The sequence below is a fragment of the Actinomadura oligospora ATCC 43269 genome, assembly GCF_000518265.1.
In the GTDB taxonomy this organism is placed as follows: domain Bacteria; phylum Actinomycetota; class Actinomycetes; order Streptosporangiales; family Streptosporangiaceae; genus Spirillospora; species Spirillospora oligospora.
This window is the reverse complement of the sequence record NZ_KI912411.1, coordinates 582,808-601,364: the sequence shown is the minus strand read 5'-3', so window position 1 is coordinate 601,364 and position 18,557 is coordinate 582,808. Positions and strand designations below refer to the sequence as shown.

The window sequence follows — 18,557 nt, the reverse complement described above, 5'->3', positions numbered from 1 at the left end:
TCCGTCCGTGAGCACTGCACCGCCCGGCGCGGAGGAACTGGAACGGCGCGTCGCCGCGTTCCTCGCCGCGCACGACCCGGCCGAGACCGAACCGCTCGCGTTCCTGCGCGCGCGGTTCGACGCCGGGCTCGCCTGGGTCCACTTCCCGGAGGGACACGGCGGGCTCGGCGCGCCGGTCGCGCTCCAGCAGGCCGTGGACGCGGCGTTCGAGCGGGCGGGCGCGCCGTCCAACCGTCCCGAGGCCAACGCCATCGGGCTCGGGATGGCCGCGCCGACCCTCCTGGCATTCGGCACCGAGGAGCAGAGGCGCCGCTTCCTGCGCCCGCTCTGGACGGGCGAGGAGATCTGGTGCCAGCTGTTCTCCGAGCCCGGCGCGGGCTCGGACCTCGCCGCGCTCGGCACCCGCGCCGTCCGGGACGGCGACTCCTGGACGGTCGACGGCCAGAAGGTCTGGACGTCCATGGCGCACGAGGCGCGCTGGGCCATCCTGGTCACCCGCACCGACCCGGACGTCCCCAAGCACCGGGGCATGACGTACTTCGTGTGCGACATGCGCGCGCCGGGCGTCGAGGTCCGGCCGCTGCGGCAGATCACCGGCGAGGCCGAGTTCAACGAGGTCTTCCTCACCGGCGTCGTCATCCCCGACGAGCACCGCCTCGGCGAGGTCGGGGAGGGCTGGCGGGTCTCGACGACCACGCTGATGAACGAGCGCGTCGCGATCGGCGGACGCGCCGCCCCGCGCGAGGGCGGCATGATCGGCGTCGTCACCGGCCTCTGGCGCGACCGTCCGGAGCTGCGCACCCCGGCCGCGCACGACGAGCTGATGAGGCTGTGGGTGGAGACCGAGGCGGCCCGGCTCACCGGCGAGCGGCTCCGCCAGCAGCTCGCGGCCGGAGGCCCCGGCCCGGAGGGCTCGGCCGCCAAGCTCGCCTTCGCCCGCCTCAACCAGGAGATCTCCGGCCTGGAGCTGGAACTGCTCGGCTCGGAGGGCCTGCGCTACGACGACTGGACGATGCGCCGCCCGACCGAGGTGGACTTCACCCGCCGCTCGCCCGGCTACCGCTACCTGCGCGCCAAGGGGAACTCCATCGAGGGCGGCACGTCGGAGATCCTGCGCAACATCATCGCCGAGCGCGTGCTGGGCCTGCCCGGCGAGATCCGGGTGGACAAGGACGTCCCGTGGAAGGACCTGCCGAAGTGAGCGACCTGCTGTACGGCGAGATCGAGGACGACCTGCGCTCGGGCCTGCGCGGCATGCTCGACGAGCGCTGCGCCTGGCCGGACGTCCTCGCGGGCACCGAGAAGGACGAGCCGTCCGACGCGTCCCTGTGGCGCGTGCTGACCGACTTCGGCGTCCTCGCCCTGCCCGCGCCCGAGGAGCGGGGCGGCGGCGGGGCGACGTGGCGGGAGACCGCCGTCGTCATGGAGGAACTGGGGCGTGCGGTCGCGCCCGTCCCGTTCCTGACCGGCTCTGTGATCGCGACGGCCGCGCTGCTCGCGGCCGGTGACGAGCTGCTGCCCGCGCTCGCCTCGGGGGAGCGGACGGCCGTCCTCGCCCTCCCCTTCGGGACCGCCCCGGACGGGCCGCTGCCCTCCGTCAACGCGATCGACGGCCGCCTGACCGGCGAGATCCGCGACGTCGCCGACGCCCTGACCGCCGACGTCCTGCTCGTCCCCGCGCCGGACGCCCTCTACGCCGTGGACGCGGCCGACGTCACCCGCGCCCCGGTCACCTCGCTGGACATGACCCGGCGGCTCGGCGACCTCACCCTCACCGGCGCCCCCGGACGCGTCGTCGCGAAGGGTGAGGAGGCCGTCCGGGCCGCGCTCACGGCGGGCGCGGCGATGCTGGCGTCCGAGCAGCTCGGCCTGGCCGAGCGCTGCCTGGAGACCACGACGACCTACCTCAGGACGCGCTACCAGTTCGGCCGTCCGGTGGGCTCGTACCAGGGGCTCAAGCACCGCCTCGCCGACCTCTGGACGTCCATCACTCAGGCCCGCGCGGTCGCCCGCCACGCGGCGTCCTGCCTCGCGACCGGCGACGCCGACCTGCCGGTCGCCGCCGCGCTCGCGCAGGCGCACTGCTCCCAGGTGGCCGTCCGCGCCGCCGAGGAGTGCGTCCAGATGCACGGCGGCATCGGCTTCACCTGGGAACACCCCGCGCACCTCTACCTCAAGCGCGCCAAGGCCGACGCCATCGCCCTCGGCACCCCCGGCCACCACCGCGCCACCCTGGCCCGCCTCGTGGACCTCCCGCCCGCCTGATCCCCGGCCCGCGCACGAGCCGGGGCGCGGGTCAGACGGCGGCGAAGGCGTCCAGCTCGGCGCGGGTCGGCGGATCCGCGCCGGGCCGCGTGCAGGTCAGGGACGCTGCGAGGACGGCCCGCTCGAGGACGTCCACGGGCACGGAGGACAGGGCGTCCCGGCGGTCCGGCCCGAGCAGGTCGGCGTCGTCCAGCCCGGCCAGGAACGCGGCCGTGAACGCGTCGCCCGCGCCGACGGTGTCGACGACCGGCACCGGGGGAGCGGGCCGGTGCACCTCCTGGTCGCCCACCAGCGTCGCGCCGCCCGCCCCGTGCGTCACCACGACCAGCGCGGCGCCGAGCGCGCGCCAGCCGTGGGCCACGTCCAGCGGATCCACGCCCGGATGGAGCCAGGCGATGTCCTCCTCGCTGGCCTTCACCACGTCGCTCAGCGCGACCTGCCGCACCACGCGGTCGACCTCGCGCCCCAGGTCGTCCATCAGCGCCGGACGGATGTTCGGGTCGAACGACACCGTCGCGACCGGACGCGCCGCCTCCATCACGGCCTCGACGCGCGCGGGCCCGTCGCCGAGCGCGGCGGCGAGCGAGCCGGTGTGGAGGGCGACCGTGCCGTCCGGCAGCGGCTCCTCGGCGGGCTCCCAGGACAGCGCGAAGTCGTAGGACGCGCGGCCCGCGTCGTCCAGCGTCACCACGGCCATGCCGGTGAACGGCGACGGCTGGACGACGACCGACACGCCCGCGTCCTCCACGTGCCGGACGACCAGCCGCCCGAACGCGTCCGCGCCGAGGCCGGTGACCAGCGAGGACGAGACGCCGAGCCGTCCGAGCCCGACCGCGACGTTGGCGGGGCTCCCGCCCGGGACGGCCCGGAAGAGGCGCTCGTCCCCGGCCGGGGCCAGGTCCACGAGCGCCTCGCCGAGAACGGTGACGCGGTTCAACAGGTCGCCTTGTAGAGGATCTTCTGGATGTCGGGCCGGGTCAGGTCGTCCTTGGTGACGACCGTCGCGTCCGTGGGGATGGACGGCGTGACCGCCTGCTTCCGCACCGCCGCCACGGCCTGCTGGACGCCCTTCGCGCCGATCTCGCCCGGCAGCTGCGCGACGAGGGCCTGCACCACCCCGTCCTGGAGCTGCTTCACCTGCGCCGGGCCCGCGTCGAACCCCACCATCTTCACCTTCCCCAGCCTGCCCGCCTGCTGCAGCGCCGACCCGGCCCCGGTCGCCGAGTTCAGGTTCGTGGCGAACACCCCGGCGAGGTCGGGGTTCCGGGCCAGCGCCGCGTTCACGATCCTGCTCGCCTCGGACACGTCGTTGTGCGAGTACTGCACGCCCACGTACGTCACGTTCGGATGGCTCGCCTTGATCTCCTGCTCGAATCCCTTGATCCGCGCGTCCACCGTACTCACTCCCGGATCGGTGGAGATCACCAGCACCTTGCCCTTGTCGCCGACCTGCTTCGCCAGCGCCGTCGCGGCGGTCGCCCCGCCCTTCAGGTTGTCGGTGCTGATCCGCGACACGCCGATGGACGGGTCGTCCACGACCGTGTCGACCAGGACGGTCTTGACGCCCGCCGCCTTGGCCTGCCTCAGCGGCGCGATGAGCGCCTTGGTGTCGGTCGGCGCGATGAGCATCGCGTCCGGACGGCTCGCCACCACCGAGTTCACGATGGGGGTCTGGAGCGTCGGGTCGAACTTCTGCGGGCCCTGCACCTTCAGGTCCACGCCCATCGCCGCGGCCTGCCGCTTCGCGCCGCACGCCATCGTCTCGTAGAACTCCTCGCCCGCCATGCCCTGCACGAGCGTGAGCCTCACCCTGCCGCCGGACCCGGACCCGGAGCCCGAGTCGGAGCACGCCGTGGCCGCCGCCGCGACCAGCGCCGCCGCCGTCAGCACGCCGATGAACCTGCGCATGGTTCGCCTTTCTGTCGGGGGGGGGGGAGAGAGGTCAGTGGTCGCCCGAACGGCGGCGCCACTGGTCCAGGTAGACGGCGACGATGAGCACCGCGCCGACGACGACCTGCTGCCAGAACGGCTTGACCCCGAGGATCTGGAAGCCGTTCTGCAGCACGGCCGGGATGAACACGCCGATGACCGTGCCGAGGACGGTGCCGGCCCCGCCGAACAGGCTCGTCCCGCCGATCACCACGGCCGCGATCGCCTGGAGGTTGTCGGTCGAGTGCGCCGACACCCCGGTGATCCCGTACTTGGCCAGTGACAGGTACCCGGCGAGTCCCGCCAGCAGCCCGGCCAGCCCGTACACCTTCACCAGCTGCCGCTCGACCCGCACGCCCGCGCGCCGCGCCGCCTCGGTGTCGGACCCGATCGCGTAGGTGTGCCGCCCGAACCGGCACTGCGCGAGCAGCACGGCGAGCGCGACGGTCACCGCCGCGGAGATCCACACGATGTCCGGGACGCCGAGGTCCTTGTCGAGCCCGAGGCCGAGGTTCAGCCGGCCGGACGCCCGCAGGTCCACCCCGCCGGTGATGAGCAGCGCGCCGCCGAGCGACATGCCGAGCGTCCCGAGGGTGACGATCAGCGCCGGGATCCGCCCGTACGCCACGACGGACCCGTTCAGCAGGCCCCACGCGAGGCCGGTCGCGACCGCCACCAGCGGCCCCAGCCACAGCGCCGTCCCGGACTCCGCGCCGACCGCGCTCATGGCCTTCGCCGCGGTCACGCCGGAGAACACCAGCACCCCGCCCACCGACAGGTCGATCCCGGACGTGACGATCACGAACGTCATGCCGACCGCGAGCAGCAGCAGGATCGCCGCGTCGCTCACCAGGTTCAGCAGGTTGAAGCTCGTCGCGAAGCTGTGCGGGCGCAGCACCCCGAACACCACGAGCATCACGGCCAGGACCAGCGCGATCCACACCACCTGGCTGCCCGCGACCCGCTCGAGCACCGCCCGGCCTCGCACGCGCCCTTCGCGCGCGGTCACCGGCCCGCCGACCTCCACACTCATCCGTCCTCCCCGGGCCGGGCGCCCGACGTGGCGCCGGTCATGGCGGCCACCAGCTCCTCCATGGAGACCCGCGCGGTGTCGAAGCGCGCCACGCGCGTGCCCAGCCGGAGCACCTCGATCCGGTCCGACACCGCCGTGACGTCCTGCATGTTGTGGCTGATCAGGACGACCGCGACCCCGGTGTCCCGGACGCGCCGGATCAGGTCCAGCACGCGCCCGGTCTGGACGACGCCGAGCGCGGCGGTCGGCTCGTCCATGAACACCACGCGCCGCGCCCAGGTCACCGCCCGCGCCACCGCGACGCCCTGCCGCTGCCCGCCCGACAGCGCCGAGACCGGGACCGTGTCGGACCTCAGCCGGACGCCGAGCCGCTCGCATTCGGCGCGGGCGCGCTCGCGCATCGCGCGATGGTCCAGGAAGCCGAGCTTCCCGAGCGGCCCGCCGCGCAGCACCTCCCGGCCGAGGAAGAAGTTGGCGGCCGGGGTGAGCTGCGGGCACAGCGCGAGGTCCTGGTGGACGGTCTCGATCCCGGCCGCGCGGGCCCGCTCCACCCGGTCGAACGCGACGGGCGCGCCGTCCATCCGGATCGTCCCGGCGTCCGGCCGCTCCACCCCGGAGAGGATCTTGGTGAGGGTGGACTTGCCCGCGCCGTTGTCGCCGATGAGCGCGACGACCTCGCCCGCGTGGACGGCGAAGTCCGCGCCGCGCAGCGCCTCCACGTGCCCGTAGCTCTTCACGACGCCGACGGCCTCCAGCAGCGGCGCGTCCGATCCGGCGCCGCTCATCCGGCCTCCTCTGGGGAGGGCGGCAGGCAGCGCAGGACGTCCAGCCCGCGCCCGTGCAGGCTCGTCGGGCCCGCGCTGTACGGCACCAGGACGGTCTGCCCGCTCCGCACCCGCTGGCTCCCGCCGTCGAACCGCAGCTCGCCCTCACCCCGCAGGACGACCAGCACCGCGAAACTCGGCGAGAACACGGTCTCGTCCCCAGCGAGTTCGGCACGGAAGAACGGATCGGCAGCCTCCGGCAGGACGCGTCGCGCGCCCCCGCCGGTGACGGGCGTCTGGTCGCGCGTGCGCACGAGCGTGGCCACGCGATCGGGAGTCCAGGCCCTGCGGTCGACGCACCGCAACGCGACGTCCCATCCGAGCCTCAGATGCCCGGACTCGTCGCCGTCCGGCGCGAACCCCTTCCACTCCAGCATGACGCTGAAGTCGGTCGGCTCCTGGAGCTCGACGACGAACACGCCCGCGTCGATCGAGTGCGGAAGCCCTGCCGGGATCAGCACCGCGTCGCCCGCCCGCACCCGCACCAGGTTGGTGGCGGACAGCATCGCGCCGACGTCCTGCTCGGCCGACCAGACCCGCAGCCGCTCCTCGGGGATCTCGTCGCGGAACCCCAGCCGCACCCACCCGCCGCCGGGATCGGCGGTCTCCAGCACCAGCCACGCCTCGGTCTTGCCGAACGCGCTGCCGAGGTGCGCCCGCGCGAACGCCCGGCTCGGATGGCAGTGCACCGGGAGCCGCTGCCCGGCGTCGAGCAGCTTGACCAGCAGCGCCGTCGAGGTCCCCCAGCGGCGCAGGTGCCCGGGGCCGAGCCAGGCGAGCGGGTCGGCGGCGACCGCGTCGGGCAGCCTGCGGCCGTCCGGGAGCACCGTGACCCCGGCGGACGCGTCGTCGATCCGGCCGGTCGCCGAGCCGACCCAGTCCTCGGGACGCCGGTCGTCGGGAGGCCGCAGGCCCCGGAACCGGGCGATCGACGAACCGCCCCGGTAGAAGTGGCGCGGCTGGTTGGCGGGCAGGGGGAGGGGTCGCACGCGTCGGTCCGCCTCTCGCTCGGGGCCGTCGCCGACACCCTCGGTCCGAATGACATCGTTGTCAACACCCCGGCCGGACACCACGGCCTTCCCTGGCCCTCGCGGTCCCCTGAAACCCCCGCTCGCACGGCCTCTCCGGAACCGGACGATCCGCCGCCGCGCCCGTCCCGCCCGAGCCCGCCGGGGATAACGTTGGACCGTGACGAACGAGGACAAGCCCCGCCGCCCGACGATCTCCGACGTGGCCGCCGCCGCCGGGGTGAGCGTCAAGACGGTGTCCCGGGTCATCAACAACGCCCCCTCGGTGCGTCCCGAGGTCACCGAGCGGGTGCTCGCGGCGATCGGCGAGCTCGGCTTCCGCCGCAACCACATCGCCAGTTCGCTGAGGTCGGGCCAGGCCACCGCCACGATCGGCCTCATCATCGAGGACCTGGCCAACCCGTTCTACTCCGCGCTCGCCGCCGCTGTCGGACGGTACGCGCGCGAACGCGGCACCCACCTCATCACCGCCAGCTCCGAGGAGAGCCCCGAGCTCGAACGGCGGCTCTTCCTCGAACTGTGCCAGCGCCGGGTGGACGGCCTGATCATCGTCCCGGCCGGCGGCGACCACTCCTACATGCGTCCCGAGCTGGAGATGAACACCCAGGTGGTGTTCCTGGACCGGCCGCCCGCGGGCATCCTGGCCGACAGCGTCCTCATCGACAACGCGGGCGGCACCCGCGCCGGGGTCGAGGCGCTGCTCGGCCGCGGCCACCGCCGGATCGGCGTGATCAGCGACTCCACCACGATCTACACCGCCCGCGAACGCCTCGCCGGGGTCCGCGCAGCCCTCGCCGGGGCGGGCGTCCCCTACGACGACGCCCTGGTCAGGACGGACGTCGCGCACCCGGACCAGGCCGCCGCAGCCGCCACCGCGATGATGCGCGGCGGCGATCCGCCGACCGCGTTCTTCTGCGGCAACAACCGGATCACCGTCGGCGTGCTGGCCGCCCTCGGCCGCCTGGACGGCGACCACGACGCGCGCGGTGACACTCGTGGTGACACGGACGTGGACCTGCTCGGCTTCGACGACTTCGAACTCGCCGACCTCATGCCCCGCCCCCTCACCGTCATCGCCTACGACGTGGGCGAACTCGGCCGCACCGCCGCCGCGCGGCTCTTCGACCGGATCGGCGGTGACCGCTCCTGGCCCGCCGAGACCGTCCTCCCCACCCGGCTCGTCCGCCGCGGCCCCCGCCGCCCCGCTTCCTGACCGGCCCGAACGGTCAAGATCAGGACAACGTTGTCATCGGTATTGGCCGAGGCCGGTGTGTGTTTTCGGCCTGGTTGAGGTCCTTGATGCTTGATTGGGCCCTTGACGCGCCCGAGGTCGGGCCGCACGATCTAGGGCGTCCTGACAACGTTGTCTCGAGGGAGCGCGTATGCAAGGATCCCGCCTCGGAAGGCGCCTCGCCGTCCCGTCCGCCCTGCTCCTGATCCCTCTGCTTCCGGTCGCGGTCGCGCAGACCGTCCAGGCCGCGTCCGATCCGGTCTCCTACGTCAACACGTTCGTCGGCACCCAGGACGGCGGCCCCGACTTCGGCCACGGCGGCGGCGCGGGGGAGAACTTCCCCGGCGCGGTCACCCCGTTCGGCATGATGCAGTGGAGCCCCGACACCGTGCGCAACGCGGGCGGCGGCTACAAGTACGAGGACGACCGCCTGCGCGGTTTCTCCATGACCCACATCTCCGGCCCGGGCTGCACCGGCGCGCAGGACTTCCCCGTCATCCCCCTGTCCGGGACGGTCGGACGCTCACCCGCCACCCACGGCGACGACTACGTCCGGACGTTCAAGCACGACAACGAGCAGGCCGACCCGGGCTACTACTCCGTGACCGACGACGCGGGCGTGAAGACCGAGCTGACCGCGTCCACCCGTGGCGGTGTCGGCAGGTTCACCTTCCCGACCGGCAAGCCCGGCACGCTCCTGCTGAACGTCACCGGTTCCATCCACGGTGTGGACGACGCCGAGGCCACCGTCAACGGCAACACCGTCGAGGGCTGGGCCAAGACCGGCGGCTTCTGCGGCGCGGGCACCCGCTACTACGTGTACTTCCACGCCACCTTCGACCAGCCGGTGAAGGCGTTCGGCACCTGGAAGGACGACTCGGTCGAGCCGGGTGACGCCGTCGCCCGGGGCACGTCGCCCGACCGCGTCCCGCAGTCGCCCAAACCGAACGGACGCCTGAACAACACGCCGACCGGCAAGCCCGTCCAGAACCAGCGCGCCTTCACCGGCGGCGTCAACGTCAAGGGCCCGGGCTCTGGCGTCTACCTGCAGTTCGATCCCGGCAAGCCCGTCCAGATGCGGGCCGGGCTGTCGTACGTGAGCGTCGCCGGAGCGCGCGCCAACCTCAAGGCCGAGATCGGCGGACGCGGCTTCGACCAGGTCCGCTCGTCCGCGTCCGACGCGTGGCGGAGCAGGCTCGGCCAGGTGAGGGTCACCGGCGGGTCCGACGACCGCCTGCGCACGTTCTACACCGCGCTCTACCACGCGCTGCTCCAGCCGTACGTGTTCGACGACGCGGACGGCACCTACACCGGCTTCGACTACCGCACGCACAAGGTGCGACCCGGCCACCATCAGTACGCGACGTTCTCGGGCTGGGACATCTACCGCAGCGAGGCCCAGCTCATCTCGTTCCTCGCCCCGGACGTCGGCTCCGACATCGCCCAGTCGATGTACGACGACGCGCACCAGATCGGGAACGTGTGGGACCGCTGGTCGCACCAGAACACCGTCACCGGCGTCATGGTCGGCGACCCCTACCACTCGATCGTCTCGTCCGCGTACGCCTTCGGCGCGCGCGACTTCGACGCCAGGGGCGCGCTCGCCGCCATGGTGGACGGCGCGAACCGGGTCGGCGCGAAGTCCGGCTACACCGAGCGTCCGGGCAACGCCCAGTACCTCCAGCGCGGCTTCGTGCCGGGCGACACGTCCACGACGCTGGAGTACGGCCTCGCGGACTTCGGAATCGCGCAGCTCGCCAAGCGGCTCGGTGACACGAGCACCGCCGACACGTTCATGAGCCGCGCGCAGAACTGGCAGAACGTCTTCAACCCGTCGAACGGCTGGATCCAGCCGCGCCTGTCGGACGGCTCCTTCCTCAGCCCGTTCGACCCGGGCGACTCCAGCCAGTACGTCGAGGGCAACGGCGCCCAGTACAGCTGGATGGCCTACCAGAACGTCGGCGGCCTGTTCGACCTCATCGGCGGACGGGACGCCGCGGCCAAACGGCTCGACGGGTTCTTCACCAAGCTCAACGCCGGTCCGCACGAGCCGTACGCCTACCTCGGCAACGAACCGTCCATCCAGACGCCCTGGCTTTACGCGTGGAGCGGCACGCCCTACAAGACCCAGGACGTCGTGAACCGCGCGCGCAACGAGCTGTACAAGCCGACGCCGGGCGGCCTCGTCGGCAACGACGACCTCGGCACGATGTCCGCCTGGTACGTGTGGGCGTCCATCGGCATGTTCCCGGTGACCCCCGGACGCGCCGACCTCGTCGTGAACGGACCCGCCTTCGACAGGGTCGAGATCAGCCGCTCGTCCGGGCAGCGCTTCACGATCAACGCGCCGGGCGCGTCCACGGCCCCCTACATCCAGTCCCTCAAGGTGAACGGCCAGGACTCGTCCAGGCTGTGGGTGCCCGAGTCGTTCGCCACCGGCGGCGGACGGCTCGACCTCACCATGGGCGCGCAGCCGAACACGACACTCGGCACGGCCGACGGCGACCAGCCGCCGTCCTTCAACGAGGGCGCGCACGCGTTCATCTCGGCCGCCGACCCGGGCATCGTCGCGGTCGAGCCGGGCGGCACCGCGACCACCACCCTGAAGGTGCAGGCGCTCGCCAAGGGCGGGACCGTGTCCTGGACGGCCAGGCCCCCGGCGGGCGTCACCGTCAGCCCGTCCTCCGGGACGCTCACCGTGCCCGACCACGGCCAGGCCGAACAGCCGGTCACGCTGTCGGTCGCCGCCGACGCCCAGGTCGACGTCCACTCCGTGCCGTTCGACATCTCCGGCGCGGGCGAGGCGGCGGTGTCGGTCAACGTCGCGCACAAGGGCACGATCGAGTGGTACCAGAACAACCCGGGAATCTCGTCCGACGGGACGTCCGGCGCGGCCGACTTCGACGGCGGCGGCTGGTCCTACTCCTCGCAGGCGCTGGCGTCCGCCGGGGCCAAGCCCGGATCGCCGCTGACCTGGAACGGCTTCACCTTCACCTGGCCGTCCCGGCGGCCCGGCCAGTTCGACAACGTCCAGGCGCAGGGGCAGACCGTCGACCTGCCGCAGCCTCCGCAGGGCACGCGACTGGCGTTCCTCGGCGCGGGCGGCAACGGCGACAGCCCGTCCAGCGTCACGATCACCTACACCGACGGCACGACGCAGAAGTCCGACCTGGCGTTCTCCGACTGGGCGCTCGGCGCGGACGCCTACCCGCCCCGGTACGGCAACCAGACCGTCCTCAAGACCCCCTACCGGAACTCGGCCGACGGCGGCACGCAGAAGATCAACGTCTACGTGTTCGCCGCGACGCCGATCGACCTCGCGGCGGGCAAGCAGGTCAAGAGCTTCACGCTGAACGCCCCGGCGAGCGGCGGCTCACTGCACGTCTTCGCCTGGTCCTTCTCCTGACCCGGACGTCAGAGAGCGGCCCCCGGAACCGCTGCCGGTTCCGGGGGCCGCTCTCTGACGTCGAAGCGCGGGGTCAGACCGTCCGGCGGCGACGGCGGGCCAGGCGGCGGAACAGCGGCGGGTCCGACGCCGTGGCCTCCGGATGGTCCGGGACGGTGAGCGAGTCGATCAGCGAGTCGAACGACGGCGGCCGGACGCACACCAGCGTCGCCCGCGTCCGCCGGGCGCAGTGCAGCCGCACCGACGGCCGGACGATCCGGGACAGCAGGCTCCGGTCGCCGTGCCCGACCACGAGGATGTCGTCGTCGCGGGCCAGCCGGACCAGCGTCGCGCCCGGCTCGCCGACCAGCGCCAGCTCGGTCAGCTCCACCCCGGGCGGGGTGCCGCCCGCGACCTCGGCGAGCGTCCGGGAGATCAACTCGGCCCCGGCGGCGCGCAGCGCCTCGGTGATGCCGCAGCCGATCTGCCCCGCGGCCGACACGTGCGGCGGCAGCGGGGCGGCGTGCACCACCAGCAAGGGCAGGCCCCGGAGCCGGGCCTCGCCGATGGCCCATGACAGGGCGCAGCGCGCCCCGGGCGAGTCGTCCACGCCCACGACGACGCGCGGTCCGCCCTCCGGTCTCACGATCACGGTCCCCTCCTGCGGGAGCCTGCCACCGTCCCTGCGGCATGTGTGCCATCCAGGGTGCAGCCTTACCCGCTCGGGTGGAAGTGTTTACACGCGTTGAACCGCGGGTTTCTCGCCGGAGACGTCCACCTGACCCGCGCGGCCCGCCGGATGGCCTCCGAGCGGGCCGCGTTCCGACGTCTTCCGGCGCCCCTCAGACCCGGTCGGCTCGGACCCGGTCGCTCGGACCGGGACGGCTCAGACCCGGTCGGCGGCGATCAGCAGGTACTGGAACGACCCGTCCTTGTAGGACGACAGGAACGCCTCCTCGATCCCCGTCGCCACCGACGACCTCGCGCGCAGCTCCCAGTAGGGGATGGTCGCGGCGGTCAGGTCGAGGACGCGGGCGGGGATCAGCCGGTTCGCGGCCAGCGCGGCGAAGTAGGTCCGTCGCGAGTGGACGCCGCACTCGTAGTGCGCGTTGATCGTCGAGACCGCCTTGGACGGGATCTGCCCGTACACGTCGTTGTAGCAGCCGGTGATCGTGACGTAGCGTCCGCCGCGCGCCAGCAGCCTGGCGTGCGCCCCGAACAGGTCGTGAAGGTCGACGTACATGGTGGACTCGTTGTTCCAGATGGAGTGGAACTCCCCGGCGGGCAGGCCGGTGTCGAGCATGTTCGCCAGGTGGAACGTGACCCGGTCGGCGACGCCGCGCTGCGCGGCCTGCTCGTTGGCGAAGTTCACCTGCTTGGCGGAGATGGACACCCCGTCCACCCGGCAGCCGAACCGCTGGTTGGCGAGGAAACTGCTGCCGCCCCGCCCGCACCCTGCGTCCAGGACGCGGTGCGCGGGGCCGAGCCCGCCGCCCGCGAAGCCCAGGTTGTCCAGCAGCAGCTGCGCCTGCGCGGACTCCAGCCGGTGCAGGTCGGCGATCACCGCCTCGTCGCCCGCCTCGGCGACGCCGGGGGTCGGTTCGCCGATGCCGTAGTGGTGGTGGAAGAACCCGTCCACCTCGCCGAGCCGGATGTTCACCGGGTCGGCCTCGGCGTTCCAGTAGGCGGCGACGTCACCCTGGTAGGAGGTCAGAGCGGGCTGGGACATGGATGATCTCCTCGTTGGTTCTCGGAAAAGGGGGGAAGGAGAGGCTGGAGGCGGCGGCCCCGGTGCCGGGGCCGCCGGGTGGGACGGCTCGGACGGCTCGGGCGGCCGGCTCAGGGGGACGTGGCGTACCTGGTGCCGACCAGCCCGGAGTGCCACTCGTGGTTGCCCGCGACCCAGTTCGACAGTCCCGCCAGGTAGCGGGCCAGGACGGGGTCGGTCGGGGCGAGCAGCGCCGACAGCGACTCGAAGTCGTCCATCAGCTCGTTGTGGATGTCGATGGTCTTCTGGAACGCCTCGTCGATGTCACAGCCCTCCTCGTCGGCGATGACGGTGGGCAGGCTGTGGTGGACGCGCTCCTGCGCCATCTCCTTGCGCAGCGAGAACAGGTCGTTGACGATCGTGCTGGCGTTCGAGGCGAGCCCGGTCGCGCGCTGCACGTCCGGGCGGGCGAACATCCCCGCGGGCAGCTCGTAGCCGCCGACGGCGTCGGTGATGGTCAGGCAGGGCCGGAAGTTGTTGAACTGCCGGTGCGCCAGGTACTCCCAGACGGCGGGCGTCCGGCCGGTCTGGATGCAGGCGGCCTCGGCGCAGTACCCCAGGTAGAGGTTGCAGATGTCATGCCGGTACCGGTGCGCCTGCGCGGGCGTGGCGATCCGCTCGAAGTAGTTCATGGCCGACCGCATGCAGCGCAGCGCCGGGTGCGAGGCGATCCCGGCCAGCCACTTCGGGACCTGCTCCTTGGCCGTGTGCAGCGGGTCGATCGCCGTCTGCGCGACCAGCAGCCGGGCGCCGAGCCCGTCGGGCGTGCCGCCGAGGTCGGGCTCGCAGAAGTAGTCGTCCACGGCGTTCTCGCCGATGTAGAGCATCCCGGCGGCGACCAGGTGCTCGAAGGACGCCGAGTCCGGATGGCACATCACGACCGAGCGCCCGGGGTCGAAGGCGAGGAACATCGCGCGCAGCTCGTCGTCGGGGTAGAGCTCGACCTCCTTCTCGGCCCACTCCATGAGCCGCTCGTTGACCCGGTCGGCCAGGCCCCGGTCGTCGCGGAGCGGCGGGTGGAACTTGAGACCCTTGATGCGCCGGGACTCGACGTCCTCGCCGTCCTCGGACGGAGAGGACGGTTCCGGCGCGACGCGGACGTCGGCGTGGAGCTCGGGCTGGAGGTCGGACCGGAGTTCGGGCTGGGGCTCGGCAGGGGCGGCGACCTCGACGGGCGACGCCTCAGGGGTCTCCGGGACCTGGACGGGAGGGGTCTCCAGGACCTCGACGGGTTCCGGCGTCGGCGGCGGGGCCGGTGGCGCCGGGGGCTCGGGGACGTCGAGGACCGGCGTGATCGGGCCGATCCGGCAGCCGGAGGTGCCGAGCCCGCTGGGCCCGCTGGGCAGGCCGCCGATCCGTTCCGGCAGGACCATGGGGGCTGACGGGGCCACCGGCGCCGACAGGTCCACGGGCTCCGGCAGGTCCGCTGGAGGCGCCAGGTCCGCCGGGTCAGCCAGGACCGTCAGGTCTGCCAGGGCCGCTAGGTTCGCCGGGTCCGGCAGGGCCGCCGGGGCCGTCAGGTGGGTCGGGGGTGCCGCCGGGGTCGTTTCGGAACGGGTGTCCACCACTGACCTGCCTTCCGCCGGAACGACCGGACGTGACCGCCACGCCGCGATTACACAACGTAGTGACGTGGATTCCCGACGTGAATAACCCTTGGGTGAGGTCCATCGGTCCTGCGGGTCACATGGGTGTGGAAGGGGGCGGGTAGCCTCGTGCGCCGGGGACGACACAGGGGGACGGGGTGCGATGACGCACGTGCTCCTCGTCGAGGACGACGAGGTGATCCGCAGGACGGTCGGGCTGACGCTGGAGCGCTACGGCTACACCGTCGAGACCGCGCCGGACGGGCTCGCCGGGCTGGAGGCGTTCCGCGCGGGCGGCGACCGGGGGCCGCGCCACGACGTCCTGGTGCTGGACGTCATGCTGCCGGGCCTGGACGGGATCGGGCTGTGCCGCCGGATCCGGGAGACCAGCCTGGTCCCGATCGTGATGATGTCGGCGCGCGGCGACGGGCTCGACGTGGTGTCCGGGCTGGAGGCGGGCGCGGACGACTACGTGGTCAAGCCGGTCGACACGGCCGTCCTCGTGGCGCGGATCAGGTCGGTGCTGCGGCGCAGCTCGGACTGGGCCGCCGCCACCGTGCCGGGGGAGTCCGCGACCGTGCTGACCTTCGGCGATGTCGCCGTCGACACCGCGGGCATGGAGGTGCGCCGCGGCGGCCGTCCGGTGCCGCTGACCCCGACCGAGCTGCGGCTGCTGCTGGAGTTCGCCGCGCAGCCCGGCGTCGTCCTCGGCCGCCGGACGCTGCTCGGCAGCGTGTGGGACCACGCCTGGGACGGCGACAGCCGGGTCGTGGACCTGGCCGTCCAGCGGCTCCGGGCCAAGATCGGCGCCGACCGGATCGAGACGGTCCGCGGCTTCGGCTACAAGCTGCGGCGCTGACATGGGGACGGGGAGGACCGGCGGGTGGGGCCCGGTGGCGCGGTGGTTCGCGTTCCGGTCCCTGCCGTGGAAGCTCGGCTCGCTCGTCGCGGCGGCGGCGCTGGCGGTCGCGGTGGCCGACGGGCTGCTCGTCCACCGGCTGAGCCATGACCGGATGCTCGGCGAGGGGCGCGCCCGCGCGATGTCGAGCCTGACGCAGGAGATCAGCACGCACGAGCGGACCGGCGCGGAGATGCGGGACGTGATCATCGACCCGGCGGAGATGCCGCCCGAGGTCGCCGCCATCGGACGCTCCGGGCAGGAGGGCGTCTGGTACGACGAGCGTGTCCGGAACGGCCCGCGGATGTGGGCGGTCCGTCCCCTGGACGGCGGCGGGGTCGTGGCCGCGTGGGTGGACATGAGCGCCGAGCGGCGCAGTCTCCGGGCGCTCGACCGCAACCTCGTCGGGGCGGGCGCGCTCGCGCTCGCGGTCGTCGTCCCGGCCGGGATCCTGGTCGCGCTGCGGCTGCGGCGGCGGGTCCGGGGCGCGGCGGCCACGGCCCGGCGCATCGCGGACGGCGACCTGGACGCGCGCATCGGCGCGACCGGCCGCGTCCACGACGAGATCACCGAGATGGCGGCGGCCGTGGACACGATGGCCGCCGCCCTTCAGGAGCGGCTGCGCGCCGAGCGGTCCTTCACCGCGGACGTCGCGCACGAGCTGCGCACGCCCCTGATGGGGCTGGTGACATCCGCTGAGCTGCTGCCCGAGGGGGAGGCGACCGGGTTCGTGCGGGACAGGGTCGGCGTCCTGCGCGCGCTGGTGGAGAACCTGCTGGAGATCTCCCGCCTGGACGCGGGTGTCGAGCGGGCCGACCTCGCGCCGGTGCCGGTGGGCGAGATCGTGGCCGAGTCGGTGCGGCGCACGGGCCTGGTCGCGCGGGTCGAGGTGGACGGCGCGCCGGTCGCCGAGACCGATCCGCGGCGGCTCGACCGGATCGTGGCGAATCTGGTGATCAACGCGCACCGGCACGGCAGCCCGCCGGTGGAGGTGCGGGTGGCGGCGGACGGCGGGGACGTCGTGGTCACCGTCCGTGACCATGGGTCCGGCTTTCCGGACGAACTGCTCGCCGAGCTGCGGGCGGACGGCCCGCGCCGGTTCCGCACCGGGACGCCCGAGCGCGGCCGGGGGCACGGCCTCGGCCTGACCATCGCCGCCGGACAGGCGGCCGTGATCGGCGCACGCCTGCGTTTCGCGAACACCCCCGACGGCGGAGCACTCGTGACCCTCCGCCTCCCCGCCTCCGACTCTCCGACGATCGACGCCGCCGGGTGAGCCGCCCTGCCGGGCGGCGCGCCCCGCCAGGTGGCGCGCGCTGAGGGTGGAGCGCTGCCAGGCGGCACGCGCCGCCGGGTGGCGCGGGGCCGGGTTGCACGCGCCGCCGGGCGGGGCGCTGCCGGGTGGAGCGCGCTGCCGGATGGCGTGAGGCCGGGCGGGGCGCGGCCGGGTGGCGCGGGGCTGAGTGGCGCGTTGGCGGTGATACACGGCTGATACGTGGTCAAGCGCTGGTTGCTACATGGCTTCGACGGCGCTGATATGCGCTGGTCGGAGGGTGGTCGGTGTGCGCGAGAGGCGCACGTCGATCACTTGGAGGCATGTCGTGACCACTCCTTCGTCTGCCCGGCGCGGCGGGCGCTCCAGGGCGCTTGCCCTGATGGTTCTGGTCGGTGCGTTGCTCGTCGGGCTGCTGGCCGCGGGGCTCGCGTTCGGCCTTGGGCTGGGGCCGGTTCCGGGTGCGGGCGACGCGGAGGCCGGGAACCGGCTGGAATCGGCGTTGCCGAAGACCGGGCAGGCGGCGGTCGAGATCGAGGGGATGGGCGGGCCGGTCGCCGGGGGCGAGCGGAAGCGGGTGCCGATCGCCAGCGTCACGAAGGTGATGACGGCCTACGTCGTCCTGAGCGGCCATCCGCTGCGGGCGGGCGAGGACGGCCCGTCCATCGAGATCGACCGGACGGCGTCGAACGAATCGGGCAACCGGGACGAGTCGACGGTCTACCTGGGGGAGGGGCAGCGGTTCAGCCAGCGGCGGATGCTGCAGCTCATGCTGCTCCCCTCGGCGAACAACGTCGCGCGGCTGCTGGCCCGCTGGGACGCGGGGTCCGAGGACGCCTTCGTCCGGAAGATGAACGCGACCGCCGCGCGGCTCGGCATGCGCGACACCGTCTACACCGGCGCCAGCGGCTACGAGGCGAGCACGGTCAGCACGGCCGTCGACCAGCTCGCGCTGGCGAGGGCGGCGATGCGCGAACCCGCGCTGGCCGCGGTCGTCGCCGCGAAGGAGGCGACCGTGCCGGGCGTCGGGGTCGTCCGGAACACCAACCGGCTCCTCGACGAGCCGGACGTGGTCGGCCTGAAGACCGGGTCCAGCACTCCGGCGGGCGGCGCGCTGATGTGGGCGGCGCGCGTGCCGTCCGGGGACCGCGCGCGGCTGGTCCTCGGGGTCGTCCTGCGGCAGGGCGGCTCGGAGGCGGGCCTCGACCGGAAGCTGGGGGCCGCCTTCGACGGCAGCCGCCGGTTGCTCGCGGCCGCCCGCCGCCTGCTCGCCGCGCAGAATGCCGCGCAGAGTGCTGGGGACGGGCTCTGAGCTGGGGGTTCGTGGGAGGTGAGGG

General features: G+C 73.5%; 15 protein-coding genes. 7 read left to right on the top strand and 8 right to left on the bottom strand.

The genetic code is table 11. The annotated features are described in order from the left end of the window. The first annotated feature begins 7 nt into the window (after positions 1-7). Both P696_RS0139640 and P696_RS0139635 read left to right on the top strand, forming a co-directional pair. A complete protein-coding gene (locus P696_RS0139640) occupies positions 8-1,201 on the top strand; it encodes an acyl-CoA dehydrogenase family protein (RefSeq protein WP_026416663.1) in 1,194 nt (397 codons plus the stop codon). Beyond that, a complete protein-coding gene (locus P696_RS0139635) occupies positions 1,198-2,265 on the top strand; it encodes an acyl-CoA dehydrogenase family protein (protein WP_026416662.1) in 1,068 nt (355 codons plus the stop codon). The genes P696_RS0139640 and P696_RS0139635 overlap by 4 nt, the downstream gene beginning before the upstream one ends. Positions 2,266-2,296: 31 nt before the next feature. Here P696_RS0139635 and P696_RS0139630 read toward each other — a convergent pair whose 3' ends face one another. Genes P696_RS0139630 through P696_RS0139610 form a run of 5 tightly spaced genes read right to left on the bottom strand, consistent with a single transcriptional unit; the run spans position 2,297 to position 7,040 of the window. Continuing rightward, positions 2,297-3,202, bottom strand: a complete 906-nt coding sequence (locus P696_RS0139630; RefSeq protein WP_211245979.1) for a carbohydrate kinase family protein — start codon at positions 3,200-3,202, stop codon at positions 2,297-2,299. Next, positions 3,199-4,173 (bottom strand): ABC transporter substrate-binding protein, encoded by a 975-nt coding sequence (locus P696_RS0139625; protein WP_026416661.1) that lies wholly within the window; start codon positions 4,171-4,173, stop codon positions 3,199-3,201. Before P696_RS0139625 ends, P696_RS0139630 begins: the two co-directional genes overlap by 4 nt. 34 nt (positions 4,174-4,207) lie before the next feature. Further along, positions 4,208-5,227 carry an ABC transporter permease gene (locus P696_RS0139620; protein WP_026416660.1) on the bottom strand — a complete coding sequence of 340 codons (1,020 nt, stop codon included), beginning with the start codon at positions 5,225-5,227 and terminating at the stop codon, positions 4,208-4,210. Further along, a complete protein-coding gene (locus P696_RS0139615) occupies positions 5,224-6,012 on the bottom strand; it encodes an ATP-binding cassette domain-containing protein (protein WP_026416659.1) in 789 nt (262 codons plus the stop codon). Before P696_RS0139615 ends, P696_RS0139620 begins: the two co-directional genes overlap by 4 nt. Next, on the bottom strand, positions 6,009-7,040 hold the full coding sequence (locus P696_RS0139610) for a class I mannose-6-phosphate isomerase (protein ID WP_026416658.1): 1,032 nt from the start codon (positions 7,038-7,040) through the stop codon (positions 6,009-6,011). Before P696_RS0139610 ends, P696_RS0139615 begins: the two co-directional genes overlap by 4 nt. A gap of 199 nt (positions 7,041-7,239) precedes the next feature. Between P696_RS0139610 and P696_RS0139605 the strand changes: the two genes are divergently transcribed. Together P696_RS0139605 and P696_RS0139600 are read left to right on the top strand one after the other, a co-directional pair. Continuing rightward, positions 7,240-8,292 (top strand): LacI family DNA-binding transcriptional regulator, encoded by a 1,053-nt coding sequence (locus P696_RS0139605; RefSeq protein ID WP_026416657.1) that lies wholly within the window; start codon positions 7,240-7,242, stop codon positions 8,290-8,292. 169 nt (positions 8,293-8,461) lie between these two features. Then, positions 8,462-11,716, top strand: a complete 3,255-nt coding sequence (locus P696_RS0139600; protein ID WP_034489144.1) for a GH92 family glycosyl hydrolase — start codon at positions 8,462-8,464, stop codon at positions 11,714-11,716. A 73-nt stretch (positions 11,717-11,789) separates the two neighbouring features. On the opposite strand, the gene P696_RS53460 is transcribed toward P696_RS0139600, so the two are convergent. From P696_RS53460 to P696_RS51250, 3 genes are all read right to left on the bottom strand, one after another. Continuing rightward, on the bottom strand, positions 11,790-12,347 hold the full coding sequence (locus tag P696_RS53460; RefSeq protein WP_026416655.1) for a universal stress protein: 558 nt from the start codon (positions 12,345-12,347) through the stop codon (positions 11,790-11,792). Positions 12,348-12,581: 234 nt separating this feature from the next. Then, entirely contained in the window at positions 12,582-13,424 is an 843-nt protein-coding gene (locus P696_RS0139590; protein ID WP_026416654.1) for a geranyl diphosphate 2-C-methyltransferase, read from the bottom strand. A 110-nt stretch (positions 13,425-13,534) separates the two neighbouring features. Beyond that, on the bottom strand, positions 13,535-14,836 hold the full coding sequence (locus P696_RS51250) for a terpene synthase family protein (protein WP_157430209.1): 1,302 nt from the start codon (positions 14,834-14,836) through the stop codon (positions 13,535-13,537). A gap of 376 nt (positions 14,837-15,212) precedes the next feature. Here P696_RS51250 and cseB point away from each other — a divergent pair, with 376 nt between their 5' ends. From cseB to P696_RS51245, 3 genes are all read left to right on the top strand, one after another. Next, positions 15,213-15,908 (top strand): two-component system response regulator CseB, encoded by a 696-nt coding sequence (cseB, locus tag P696_RS0139580; RefSeq protein WP_026416653.1) that lies wholly within the window; start codon positions 15,213-15,215, stop codon positions 15,906-15,908. Between the two features lie 34 nt (positions 15,909-15,942). Continuing rightward, positions 15,943-17,223 (top strand): sensor histidine kinase, encoded by a 1,281-nt coding sequence (locus P696_RS0139575; RefSeq protein ID WP_026416652.1) that lies wholly within the window; start codon positions 15,943-15,945, stop codon positions 17,221-17,223. A gap of 379 nt (positions 17,224-17,602) precedes the next feature. Then, positions 17,603-18,532, top strand: coding sequence for a D-alanyl-D-alanine carboxypeptidase family protein (locus P696_RS51245; RefSeq protein WP_034489140.1), 930 nt, complete (start codon positions 17,603-17,605; stop codon positions 18,530-18,532). Positions 18,533-18,557 lie beyond the last annotated feature (25 nt).

Bases quoted from the DNA above. Each gene is read 5' to 3' on its own strand.
- P696_RS0139590 (WP_026416654.1), bottom strand. From the start codon at position 13,424: ATGTCCCAGCCCGCTCTGACCTCCTACCAGGGTGACGTCGCCGCCTAC.
- P696_RS0139615 (WP_026416659.1), bottom strand. From the start codon at position 6,012: ATGAGCGGCGCCGGATCGGACGCGCCGCTGCTGGAGGCCGTCGGCGTC.
- P696_RS51245 (WP_034489140.1), top strand. From the start codon at position 17,603: ATGGTTCTGGTCGGTGCGTTGCTCGTCGGGCTGCTGGCCGCGGGGCTC.
- P696_RS51250 (WP_157430209.1), bottom strand. From the start codon at position 14,836: ATGGTCCTGCCGGAACGGATCGGCGGCCTGCCCAGCGGGCCCAGCGGG.
- P696_RS0139620 (WP_026416660.1), bottom strand. From the start codon at position 5,227: ATGAGTGTGGAGGTCGGCGGGCCGGTGACCGCGCGCGAAGGGCGCGTG.
- P696_RS0139625 (WP_026416661.1), bottom strand. From the start codon at position 4,173: ATGCGCAGGTTCATCGGCGTGCTGACGGCGGCGGCGCTGGTCGCGGCG.
- P696_RS0139600 (WP_034489144.1), top strand. From the start codon at position 8,462: ATGCAAGGATCCCGCCTCGGAAGGCGCCTCGCCGTCCCGTCCGCCCTG.
- cseB (WP_026416653.1), top strand. From the start codon at position 15,213: ATGACGCACGTGCTCCTCGTCGAGGACGACGAGGTGATCCGCAGGACG.